General features: G+C 71.4%; 11 protein-coding genes. 3 read left to right on the forward strand and 8 right to left on the reverse strand.

Annotation, left to right across the window (positions count from 1 at the left end):
• Nucleotides 1-42: 42 nt before the first annotated feature.
• Genes AB3M34_RS14425 through AB3M34_RS14450 form a run of 6 tightly spaced genes read right to left on the reverse strand, consistent with a single transcriptional unit; the run spans nt 43 to nt 8,366 of the window.
• Nucleotides 43-1,329 (reverse strand): alanine racemase, encoded by a 1,287-nt coding sequence (locus AB3M34_RS14425; protein ID WP_370614884.1) that lies wholly within the window; start codon nt 1,327-1,329, stop codon nt 43-45.
• On the reverse strand, nt 1,326-2,555 hold the full coding sequence (gene ftsY / locus AB3M34_RS14430; RefSeq protein WP_370614885.1) for a signal recognition particle-docking protein FtsY: 1,230 nt from the start codon (nt 2,553-2,555) through the stop codon (nt 1,326-1,328). The genes AB3M34_RS14425 and ftsY overlap by 4 nt, the downstream gene beginning before the upstream one ends.
• A complete protein-coding gene (cydC, locus tag AB3M34_RS14435; RefSeq protein WP_370614887.1) occupies nt 2,548-4,176 on the reverse strand; it encodes a thiol reductant ABC exporter subunit CydC in 1,629 nt (542 codons plus the stop codon). Before cydC ends, ftsY begins: the two co-directional genes overlap by 8 nt.
• The gene (gene cydD, locus AB3M34_RS14440; RefSeq protein ID WP_370614888.1) at nt 4,173-5,936 is read right to left on the reverse strand and encodes a thiol reductant ABC exporter subunit CydD; all 1,764 of its coding nucleotides are present in this window, start codon (nt 5,934-5,936) and stop codon (nt 4,173-4,175) included. Before cydD ends, cydC begins: the two co-directional genes overlap by 4 nt.
• Nucleotides 5,933-6,940, reverse strand: coding sequence for a cytochrome d ubiquinol oxidase subunit II (cydB, locus tag AB3M34_RS14445; protein WP_370614889.1), 1,008 nt, complete (start codon nt 6,938-6,940; stop codon nt 5,933-5,935). The genes cydD and cydB overlap by 4 nt, the downstream gene beginning before the upstream one ends.
• 13 nt (nt 6,941-6,953) lie before the next feature.
• Nucleotides 6,954-8,366 carry a cytochrome ubiquinol oxidase subunit I gene (locus AB3M34_RS14450; protein WP_370620026.1) on the reverse strand — a complete coding sequence of 471 codons (1,413 nt, stop codon included), beginning with the start codon at nt 8,364-8,366 and terminating at the stop codon, nt 6,954-6,956.
• 193 nt (nt 8,367-8,559) lie between these two features.
• On the opposite strand from AB3M34_RS14450, the gene AB3M34_RS14455 reads away from it, so the two are divergent.
• A complete protein-coding gene (locus tag AB3M34_RS14455) occupies nt 8,560-8,928 on the forward strand; it encodes a BlaI/MecI/CopY family transcriptional regulator (RefSeq protein WP_370614891.1) in 369 nt (122 codons plus the stop codon).
• The gene (locus AB3M34_RS14460) at nt 8,925-9,836 is read left to right on the forward strand and encodes a M56 family metallopeptidase (RefSeq protein ID WP_370614893.1); all 912 of its coding nucleotides are present in this window, start codon (nt 8,925-8,927) and stop codon (nt 9,834-9,836) included. The genes AB3M34_RS14455 and AB3M34_RS14460 overlap by 4 nt, the downstream gene beginning before the upstream one ends.
• Here AB3M34_RS14460 and AB3M34_RS14465 read toward each other — a convergent pair.
• Complete coding sequence (locus tag AB3M34_RS14465; RefSeq protein ID WP_370614894.1) at nt 9,808-10,056, reverse strand: hypothetical protein; 249 nt, start codon at nt 10,054-10,056, stop codon at nt 9,808-9,810. The two genes, AB3M34_RS14460 and AB3M34_RS14465, sit on opposite strands and share 29 nt — an antisense overlap.
• Nucleotides 10,057-10,199: 143 nt before the next feature.
• Here AB3M34_RS14465 and AB3M34_RS14470 point away from each other — a divergent pair, with 143 nt between their 5' ends.
• Nucleotides 10,200-10,721: a GNAT family N-acetyltransferase gene (locus tag AB3M34_RS14470; RefSeq protein ID WP_370614895.1), complete on the forward strand. Its 522-nt coding sequence runs from the start codon at nt 10,200-10,202 to the stop codon at nt 10,719-10,721.
• 24 nt (nt 10,722-10,745) lie between these two features.
• Here the strand turns inward: AB3M34_RS14470 and AB3M34_RS14475 are convergent, their stop codons facing one another.
• Nucleotides 10,746-11,195 carry an acyl-CoA thioesterase gene (locus tag AB3M34_RS14475; protein WP_370614896.1) on the reverse strand — a complete coding sequence of 150 codons (450 nt, stop codon included), beginning with the start codon at nt 11,193-11,195 and terminating at the stop codon, nt 10,746-10,748.
• Nucleotides 11,196-11,208 lie beyond the last annotated feature (13 nt).

Below are 11,208 nucleotides of genomic sequence, written 5' to 3' on the forward strand. Positions count from 1 at the left end.
GTCCCGCGGGCGCAAGGTCGACACGCAACGCATGAGCCCTCGTCAGAAGTAGGTGCGGACGACCCCGGAGACGGTGTCGTCGTCCTCGAGCACCGCGATCGCCCGCCACCTGTCGAACGCGGTGCACGGGTGCGAGATGCCGAAGCGGACGAGGTCGCCCGGCACCAGCGGCTCCATGTCCGCAGGGACGTCGAGGTAGCCGTGGTGGTCGTTGATCCGGGCGAGCACGAGCGCGTCGGACGCCGGCTCGACCACGGCCGAGCTCGCGCGGCGCACGGCGCGAGGAACGGCGAGCCCTTCGTCGTACGGGGCCTCGCGCTTGCCCATGCCGACGATCGCGCGCCCCGGCTCCGGCGTCGACGTCACCTGCGCCCACACCTCCAGCGCAGCGACGAGGCCTCCCTCGTCCGAGACGCGGTTGAACGGCGTCTTCTTCTGGTAGACCCCGTCGTCGTGCGAGACGTACGCCCCGCTCCGCAGGACCACCTCGGGCCGGCCGTACGCCGGTGTGCTCGTCGTCGGCCACCCGCGGGAGAGCACGTCGACGACGACGTCGAAGTACGCGCTGCCGCCGGCGGACACGATCGGCCTGCTGCCGGCCTCGAACGGCATGAGCGATGCGGCCTCACGGAGCGTCTCCAGGAAGGAGCGCGCCTCGTCGACGGAGGCCAACCCGCCCTCGTACCCCGCCGCCCCGGCGAGACGCAGACCAGTGGTCGCCGCCACGCGCCGGGCAAGATCGACCGCGCCGGGCACCGTTCGTACGCCGGTCCGGCCACCGTCGTACCCCACTTCGACGAGGACGGAGAGCGGGCGTCTCCCCCCGGCGGCGGCGAAGGCGGCCGCGGCAGCGTCGATGCCCTGCGGGGAGTCCACGTAGAAGAGGACCTCGAGTCCTGGATCGGTGTCGAGCTCGCGGGCGAGCCAGGTGAGCACGCCGGTGTCGAGCAGCTCGTTGGCGACGAGGATGCGGCGCACGCCCATGCGTCGCGCGGCGAGCAGCTGGTTGCCCGTCGCCACCGTGATGCCCCAGGCGCCCGCGGCGAGCTGGGCGTCGAAGAGCGCCGGCGCCATCGTGGTCTTGCCGTGCGGTGCGAACGAGAGCCCGTGCCGGGCGCAGTACTCCGCCATGGTCGCGACGTTGCGCTCGAGCGCGGTCCGGCGCAGCACCATCACAGGCCAGGTGAACGTCCCGTCGAACAGCGACGCCCCGCGCGACACGAGCGACGCCTCCGTGAGCTCGCCGTCGGGGACCCAGAGCCCCGTCGTCCGCCAGTCGAGGACTCCAGGCCCCTCGTCCATCACCATCGTCCTCTCGCCGTCGGTCACGTGAGCAGCGCGTCGACGAATCCCTCGGGATCGAACGGCGCCAGGTCGTCGGCGCCCTCACCCAGCCCGACCAGCTTGACCGGGACGCCGAGCTCGCGCTGCACGGCGATCACGATGCCGCCCTTGGCCGTGCCGTCCAGCTTCGTGAGCACGATGCCCGTCACGTCGACGACCTCGGCGAAGACGCGCGCCTGGGTCAGGCCGTTCTGGCCGGTGGTGGCGTCGATGACCAGCAGCACCTCGGTCACCGGCGCCTGCTTCTCGATGACCCGCTTGACCTTGCCGAGCTCGTCCATCAGACCTGCCTTGGTGTGCAGGCGGCCGGCGGTGTCGACGACGACCGTGTCGTAGCCGCCCTCCTTGCCGGTCTTCACCGCGTCGAACGCGATCGACGCGGGGTCGCCACCCTCGGGACCGCGAACGGTCGGGACGCCGACGCGCTCTCCCCAGGTCTGGAGCTGGTCCGCCGCGGCGGCGCGGAACGTGTCGGCCGCGCCCAGCAGCACCGTGTCGCCGTCGGCCACGAGCACCCGCGCGAGGCGGCCGACCGTCGTCGTCTTGCCGGTGCCGTTGACGCCGACCACGAGCACCACACCAGGCACGCCGTCAGCGCCCTTCGCAGCGACCGAGCGGTCGTACGACGGGTCGATCTGCGCGACGAGCTCCTCACGCAGGATCTCCTTGGCGCGCCCGGGCTCGGCGATGCCCTCGACCTTGATGCGCGTACGCAGCTTCTCGACGAGCTCCTGGGTGGGCGTGACGCCGACGTCGGCGGCGAGCAGGGTGTCCTCGATCTCCTCCCAGGTGTCCTCGTCGAGGCGGTCCCGTCCGAGCAGCGCGAGCAGGCCCTTGCCGAGCGAGGACTGCGACCTCGAGAGGCGTTCGCGGAGCCGGACCAGCCGCCCGGCGGTCGGCGCGGGCTGCTCGACCTCGGGTGCGACCGAGATCTCGCGGTCCGCGACGGCGGCGCCCTCGGCGTGCGGATCGACGTTGTCGGTGTCGGCCTCGTCGATCTCGCCGGGTTCGGGGAGCGCGGGCTCGAGGCCGTCGCCTGTCGGGGTCGGCTCGACCTCGGGATGCTCGCGGAGGTCGTCGAGCCGTCGATCGACCGTGTCGGCAGGCGGAAGGGCCCGGCCGCGAGAGCCGACCACGAAGGCCGCGATCCCCCCGATCACGAGGATCGCGACGACCAGACCGATGAAGAGGAAGAGCGTGGTGTCAGACACGATCCACGATCCTAGTCGGCTCATCGAGCCGGACGACGGTCGACGCGGCCGCGAGGGCCCGTTCGTCGTGGCTGACGAGCAGGATCGACCGGTACGGCGCCAGGTCGACGAGGTCGCGGAGCAGCGCCTCGGCCGTGGCGGCGTCGAGGTGCTCGGTCGGTTCGTCCAGGATCAGCACCCGGTGCTTCCCGAGGAGGAGTCGCGCAAGCCCCAGGCGCTGTCGCTCGCCCCCGGACAACCGGTTGCCGTTCTCACCGACCTCCGTGTCGAGGCCGTCCGGGAGTCCCGCGACGAAGGCCCCGAGCCCGGCGCCGTCGAGTGCGGCGAGCAGCGTCGGGTCGTCGGCCGCGGGGTCGGCGACTCGGAGGTTCTCACGGATCGTCGTGTCGAAGACGTGCTCGTCCTGGCGCAGGGTGGCGACGACGCGACGGACCTGCTCCCCCGTGAGCCGGTCGATCGGTGTGCCGCCGAGGGTGATCGCGCCGGCCCGCGGCGTGCCGAGCCGGAGGAGGACTGCGGCGAGCGTCGACTTCCCCGACCCGCTCGGGCCGGCCACGGCGACGACGGCGCCCTCGGGGAGGTCGAGGTCGAGATCGCTCACCAGCGGAGGGTCGTCCCCCCAGCCCAGCGAGACCCCGCGCAACCGCAGGTCGAACCCGGTCGGGTCGGGAGCCGGCACGGACGGGTCCACGACGTCGTCCTCGGCGGTGACCAGCTCGTCGATGCGCTCGCGCGACGCCGCAGAACGCTGACCCTGCTGCTCGATCGCGCTCAGGGCCTCGAGCGGCTCGGCCAGCGCGACGGGCGCGAGCACCACGACGGCCAGCAGCACCGGCCCGAGGCTCCCGTCGGCGACGGCGGTGACCCCCGCGAGTGCGATCACGCAGGTCGCGGCGCCGAGGCACAGGCGTACGACGAGCACGCCGAGCCCGTCGAGGAAGGCCGTACGCCGCTCGGCCGCCGCCAGCGCCGCACCGGTCCGGGCCAGCTGCGCAGTCGCGGTGCCGCCCGCGCCGTAGGCGACCAGGTCCCGCGACGAGCGAACCGTCTCCGAGACCTCGGCGGCGAGCCGCCCTCGGAGCGTCGCGGTCGCGACGCTGGTCCGTGAGCCGCCGATCCGCACCGCGAGAACGACGCCGATCCAGGCGATCGCGACGGTGACGGCGAGAACGACTCCCCCGAGCGGGAAGACGGCCAGCACCAGTCCGACGACGACCGCTGCCGACGCCGCGGTGATCGCGCGTGGCACGGTCACCCGCACGATCCGGTCCTGGAGCGCCTCGACGTCCGACACGATGCGAGCGATCCGCTCACCCCGGCGTCCCGCAGCCAGCGTGGACGGCGAGAGGCGCTCGAGCCTCGAGTAGACGGCGACGCGAAGATCAGTGCCGACGCGGAGCGCACCGTCGTGGGTGAGCAGCCGCTCGACGTACCGCAGTGCCGCACGGCCGATCCCGAGCGCGCGGACGCCGACGATCGCGACCATGAGGTAGAGCACGGGTGGCTGCTGCGCGGCCCGCGAGATCAGCCACGCCGAGACGAGCAGCAGCCCGATCGACGCGAGGCTGGCGAGCACGCCGAAGAGCCCGCCGAGGACGAGTCGCCGCCGGGCGGTCGTCACGTCGCCACCGTGGTTTCGACTCGCTCGTCCTGAGGGGCCCGAGCTCGCGAGGGCTGCTCGAAGGGCTGCGCTCGCTCAACCGGCAAAGGTCGGAGGGCGACGACGGCGTCCGCATCCTCGACGAGGGCACGGCGATGGGCCACCACGAGCACCGTCACGCGCGCCTCGCGCAGCGTCCGGCGGACCCGCGCCTCGGTGGCCGGGTCGAGTCCGGCCGTGGGCTCGTCCAGGAGCATGACGGCGGCACCGCCGCACCGCACCCGGACCAGGGCCCGTGCCACTGCGAGCCGGCGCCGCTCCCCCGCGGACAGGTTCGCGCCGCCCTCGTGCAGGTCGCGCCACGGATGGAGGTCGGTCGCCCCGGCATCGGCCAAGGCCGCGAGCACCTCGTCGTCGGACGCGTCGGGGGCTCCGAGCCGGACGTTGGCGGCCACCGTCCCGGCGAGCACCCCAGGCGCCTGCGGCACCCACGCCAGCCCCGTGCGCCAGGTGTCGGGGTCGAGGTCGGCCAGGTCGTACGCCCTCCCCTCCGCGGTGCGCACGGTGACGCGGCCGGCGGTGGGCGCCGTGAACCCCATCAGGACGTCGACGAGCGTGCTCTTGCCGGTGCCCGACGGGCCCGTGAGTGCGAGAACGGTCCCCGGCTCGAGCGTGAGGGAGGTCGGGGCGAGGGCGGGCGCCGAGCGGCCCGGGTACGAGACCGAGACGCCGTCGACCGCGATCGTGGCACCGGCGAGGTCGAGCGTGGTGCGCTCCTCCGATCGACCTGCCGCGGCGGGCCCGTCCGGGTCGTCGAGGATCGTGTACACGTCGTCGGCGACCGCGCGCCCCTCCGCCGAGTCGTGGAAGTGGGCGCCGACCTGGCGCAGCGGCAGGTACGCGTCAGGCGCGAGGACGAGGACGAAGAGTCCCGTCATCAGGGTCATGTGCCCCTCCACGAGCCGCAGGCCGATCGACACCGCGACCAGCGCGACCGAGATCGACGCGACGAGCTCCAGCACGAACGACGACAGGAACGCCAGTCGGAGCGCCGCCATCGTCTCGTGCCGGTTGCGCTCCCCCACCTCGGCGATGCCCTTCGCCTGGTTGCGCGACCGCCCGAAGACCTTGAGGACGACCAACCCGTCGAGGACGTCGGAGAAGTGGTGCGACAACCGGACCAGAGCGCGCCAGCGGCGCTCCGTACGATCCCGTGTCAGGTAGCCGACGAGCACCATGAACACCACGACCAGCGGAAGGGTGACCGCGATCGTCACACCGGACAGCGGGTCTGCTGCGAACACCGCGACCACCACGACGGCGGGGACCGTGAGCGCGAGGACGAGCTGTGGCAGGTACTTCGCGAAGTACGGGTCGAGCTTGTCGAGCCCTGGCCCGAGCAGCGTGACCACGTGGCTCGACTCCGGGCGTCCCAAGCGCGCGGGGGTGCCGTCGAGCAGCCGGTCGACGACTTCGCCGCGGAGCTGTCGCTTGACCTCGACCGCGGCCCGGGCCGAGACGACGGCGTGCAGCCAGCCGAGCAGCGCCCGGCCGACGACCACCGCTGCGAGGGCGACCACGGCGGTGATGACGGCGTCGGTGGCGCCGCTCCCCTCGAACCCGTCGGAGACCACCGTCGCGACGAGCCACGCCTGCCCCACCACGAGGCCGGCGACCACGGTGGCGAGCACGACGCTGACGACCAGGTACGACCGCACGGCCCGCGAGCGCCGTACGAGCCGCGGGTCGATCGCACCGCCCCGGGTGCTGACTGGGGTCATGCGTGCACCGTGTCAGGGATGGACTCGACGCTGATCCGCTTGCGGAACACCCAGTAGCTCCACGCCTGGTAGCCGATGACGATCGGGACGAAGATCAGGGCCACCCAGCTCATGATCCCCAGCGTCTTGTCGGTGGAGGCCGCGTTCTCGGTCGTCAGGCTGTACGCCGGGTCGAGCGTCGACGGCATCACGTCGGGGAAGAGCGCCACGAACAGCGCCGTGACCGCGAAGCCGATCGCCGCCATCGTGCCGACGAACGCCCAGCCGTCGCGCCGCGCCCACGCCGCTAGCAGGCCTCCGACGAACGTCAGCGCGGCGAGCCCGGACAGGACCCAGACCCATGCCTCGCCGTGGTCGAGCGAGGTCCACACCAGGAAGACGACCGCCAGCACCGCGGCGACCAGGCCGACCTGGAGCGAGACGGTGCGGGCCCGCTCGTGGATGATCCCGCGGGTCTTGAGGGCCAGGAAGTTCGCGCCGTGGGTGAGGAACAGCGTGAGCGTGACGAGGCCCGCCAGCAGCGCGTACGGGTTGAGCAGGTCGAAGACCGTCCCGACGTAGTTCTTGTCGGCGTCGATCTCGACCCCGCGGACGATGTTGCCGAACGCGACACCCCACAGCAGGGCCGGGACGAACGAGCCGAAGATGATCGCCGCGTCCCAGCGCTTCTTCCAGCTGGCGTCGTCGCGCTGGTGGCGGTACTCGAACGCCACCCCGCGCACGATGAGCGCGACCAGGATCAGCAGCAGCGGGAGGTAGAAGCCGCTGAACAACGTCGCGTACCACTCGGGGAACGCCGCGAAGATGCTCGCGCCGGCGACGATCAGCCAGACCTCGTTGCCGTCCCACAGCGGGCCGATCGTGTTGATCATCGCGCGCCGCTCACGGTCGTTCTTCGCGACGACCGGCAGCAGCATGCCGACGCCGAAGTCGAAGCCCTCGAGCACGAAGTAGCCGATGAAGAGGAACGCGACGACGCAGAACCAGACGGTGGTGAGCTCCATGATCCCTCTCCTCTCAGTACGCGAACGCCATCGGGCGGTCGTCGGGTTGCTTGCCGGTCTCGTTGTCCGGATCCACCTCGGGCAGGCCCTTCCTGATGGCGGTGAGCAGCAGCTTGACCTCGACGACGGCGAGGGCGCCGTACAGGAGCGTGAAGACGATCAGCGAGGTCAGCACGGTTCCGGCGCCGACGTTGGGCGAGACTCCGTCCTCGGTGCGCATCAGCCCGAACACCAGCCACGGCTGCCGGCCCATCTCGGTGAAGATCCAGCCGAACGAGTTCGCCGCCAGCGGGAGGAGCGGGGCGGCCACCGCGAGCCAGACCGGCCACCGCCGGTCGCCGCGTGGCACGCGACCGCCGCGGGTCGACCACAGCATCCAGAGGCCGATCATCATCGCGAGGGCACCGGAGGTGATCATCGCGCGGAACGTCCAGTAGGTGACGGGGATGTACGGCTTGTAGTTGCCCGGGCCGAACTCCTCCTCGTACTCGGCCTGGAGGTTGTCGATGCCCTGCACCTCGGCGTTCCAGTCGCCGGTGGCGAGGTACGACAGGAGGTGCGGCACCTCGAGCTGGTAGAACGGCTCGTGCCCGTCGAGCGACCCGATGGTGAGGATCGAGAACGGCGCCGGCTGCTCCGTCTCGTACAACGCCTCGGCCGCGGCCATCTTCATCGGCTGCACCTCGGTCATCACCTTGCCCTGGATGTCGCCGGTGACGATCGTGCCGACGCCGGCGACCAGCAGGGTCACGGCGCCGAGACGCAGCGACGAGCGGAACGCGTCGGCATCGACCGGCCTGCGCCGGATGAGCCACCACATCGAGATCGCGGCGACCAGCCCGCCGGCGACCATGAAGGCGCCGAACAGCGTGTGGGGCAGGGTGATGAGGACGACCTTGTTCGTGAGGACGTCGGTGAAGCTCTCGAGCTCGGCACGGCCGCGGTCGGCGTTGTAGGTGTAGCCGACCGGGTTCTGCATGAAGGAGTTCGCGGCGAGGATGAAGTACGCGGACAGGGCGGTGCCGAACGCCGCGATCCACATGCAGGCGTTGTGCACGCCGGCGGAGAGCCTGTCCCACCCGAAGATCCACAGGCCGAGGAACGTCGACTCGAGGAAGAACGCCAGGAGCCCCTCGATCGCGAGCGGTGCCCCGAAGATGTCGCCGACGAAGCGCGAGTAGTCGGACCAGTTCATCCCGAACTGGAACTCCTGCACGATGCCGGTCACGATCCCCATCGCGAAGTTGATGAGGAAGACCTTGCCGAAGAACTTGGTCAGACGGAGCCACTTCTCGTTGCGCGTGCGCACCCAGGCGAGCTCGAGGCCCGCGACGAGGAACGACAGCCCGATCGTGATCGGAACGAAGAAGAAGTGGTACACGGTGGTGATGCCGAACTGCCACCGTGCGATCTCGAGTGCTTCCATGGTGCCCCTCATGGCTCGAATTGCTCGTCACGCTAGTACGAGAGACCGTGGGCGGCGACTCGGTGTGACAACCCGGACCTGCTGTGTTCACCCAACCGTCTACGACGCTCTGTAGGAGCAATCTACTACGCCGTGTCGTAGTTCTGGAGGTGGGGTACGACACAGTGTCGTAGCACCCCGTACTCTTGGTTCCATGGCACGACTCGGCGAGCTCGAACGCGAGGTGATGGAGCTCCTCTGGGAGTCTCCTGAGCCGCTCACCGGACGCGAGGTCCTCGACCTCCTGTCCCCACGACGTGACCTCGCGTACACGACCGTCACGACGATCCTCGACAGGCTGTCGCGCAAGGACGTGGTCGTCCGTGAGCGCCACGGACGGGCCTTCACGTACACCCCGTCCGTCGGACGCGACGAGCTGACCGTCACGCTGCTGCACGAGGTGCTCGCGTCCGCGGGCGACGACCGCACCGCGGCGCTCGTCCACTTCGCCGAGACCGCCAGCGACGCCGACGCCCGCGCCCTGCGCGACGCCCTGGCGCGCATCGAGGCGCAGGATCCATGACGACACCGCTCCTGCTGGGACTGATCGGCCTCGCGCTCGCCCAGCCGGTCCCCGCGCTGCTCGCGCGGATGGACTGGCCCTACCGAGCACCCCGCGCGGCGATCGTCCTGTGGCAGGCGCTCGCGCTCGCCGCGATCCTCGCGATGGTCGGTGCCGGCCTGTCGGCGTCGCTGTGGCTCGTCGTCCACGAGGGCGCACCGAACCCGGATCCCGGCCCGGTCCGCGCGACGTTCCACGTCGCTTTCCTCGTCCTCACCGTGGTCGTCGTCGCGCGGCTGGCGTGGTCGATGATCAGCGTCGCGCGCGAGGTCCGTGCGGAGCGCCGGCGGCACCGTACGATCCTGGACCTCGTCGGCGAGCGCGACGCCGTACGCCGGTCCGTCCGCATCCTCGACGCCGCGGAGCCCCTCGCCTACTGCGTCCCGGGGCTCACCGCTCGTGTCGTGGTGTCACGCGGTGCCCTGGACACGCTCGCCCCGGCCGAGCTCGACGCGGTCCTGGCGCACGAGCAGGCGCACCTGCGGGCTCGGCACGACCTCGTGGTGGACACCTTCTCGGCGCTGCACCGGGCGTTCCCGCGGGTGCTGCGCAGCGACGCCGCCTTCGTGAGCACGAAGGTGCTGGTCGAGCTGCTGGCCGACGACCACGCCCGCCGCCGTACGGGGACGACTCCGCTGGCCCGCGCGCTCGTCAAGCTCGGCACGCGCCCCGCTCCGGCCGGAGCCCTCGGCGCGACCAGCACGCTGGTGCGCCGCATCGACCGCCTCGAGCGCGAGACCGTCGACGCCGGTCGCCAAGGCGCGGTGGAGGGTGTCGCCTGCTACCTGCTGGCGGCGGCCGTCGTGCTGGGTCCCACGTTCACCCTGGCGGTGCCGTGGATCAGCTCGGCGTGGACGACCCTGAGCTGACGGACTCCCGGTTGACGGGCCGGCGGGCGGCGACGTCGGGGTCCTGACCGATCCCGACCTGCTCCGCAAGGGCACCGAGGGCCTTGTCGATCCGCTCCGCACCCCAGATCGCTCCGGGCACTCGGCGTCCTCGGTACGGGAACGCGAGCACCACGACGAGCAGCATCGCCGCGACGACGATGATGAGCATGACGGGCACGATGACGACTGCCGGCGACATGTGGCACAACCCCCAGATATGGCCAAAACGGACTTGCCAAGGCTTTCACACCTGGGGTCCACGTGCGCATCCAGACGGCGCGCCGCGAGCATGACGTGCGTCACGTCGACGAGCCGCGCCCGACCGGACCGTACGATCGCGTGGTGCCCCTCCCCCGCATCCGCATCGTCCACCTCCCGCCCGACACCCTGCGAGCGCTCGCCGACGGCGACCTGGGCGCCGCAAACGCCACCTCGCCGGTGCCGTTGTCGGAGGGGTTCGTGAGCGAGACCTTCCGCACCGTGTGGCTGATGCGGGCCCGCCAGGTCGTCGACGATCCTGCTGCCGTCGGCTGGGTCACCGGTGCCGTCTGGGACGAGGACGCCGGCGTGGCGGTGGGTCGTGCCGGCTACCACGGACCGCCGGACGCCGACGGCATGGTCGAGATCGGTTATGAGATCGAGCCCGCGTACCGGCGCCGCGGCTACGCCCGAGCAGCCCTCACCGCACTGGTCGACCGAGCCGACACCGAACCCTCCGTACGAGTCGTCCGAGTGACCATCGCCCCGGACAACACGGCGTCCCGCGACCTTGCCCTCCCGTTCGGGTTCGTCCATGTCGGTGAGCAGTGGGACGAGGAGGACGGGCTGGAGCTCGTGTACGACCGGCCCGTCCGCAGACCGTAGCCAGCGACGGTGAGCGGAGGGCGGCTACTCGCGTACGAGCGGTGCCACCGCCGTACGGATCGCGTCGGGCACCGGCGTCACCGCGCGCCCTTCCCGCGTCACGTAGACGTGGACGAAGCGGCCGATCGCGGCCGGCTCCGGCGACTCGCCCTGGAACAGCCCGATCTCGTACACGATCGACGAGCTGCCCAGCTTCTCGACGGCCAGACCGACCTCGACGTCGGCGGGGAACCCGAGCTCCCGCTTGAAACGGCACCCCGTCTCGACGACGAGCCCGATCGCGTCGAGGCGACGGATGTCGGTGCCGGTGGACTCGATGAGGAAGCCGTTCACGGCGGTGTCGAAGTAGGAGTAGTAGGTCACGTTGTTCACGTGGCCGTACACGTCCTCGTCGGACCAGCGCGTCGTGATCCGGCGCAGCACCGGGAAGTCCTCGCGGGTGGGGCTGCTGGAGGCGGGGGCTTTGTCGCTCACGCGGCGGACGATA

The sequence above is a fragment of the Mumia sp. Pv4-285 genome, from assembly GCF_041320275.1.
Taxonomy (GTDB): domain Bacteria; phylum Actinomycetota; class Actinomycetes; order Propionibacteriales; family Nocardioidaceae; genus Mumia; species Mumia qirimensis.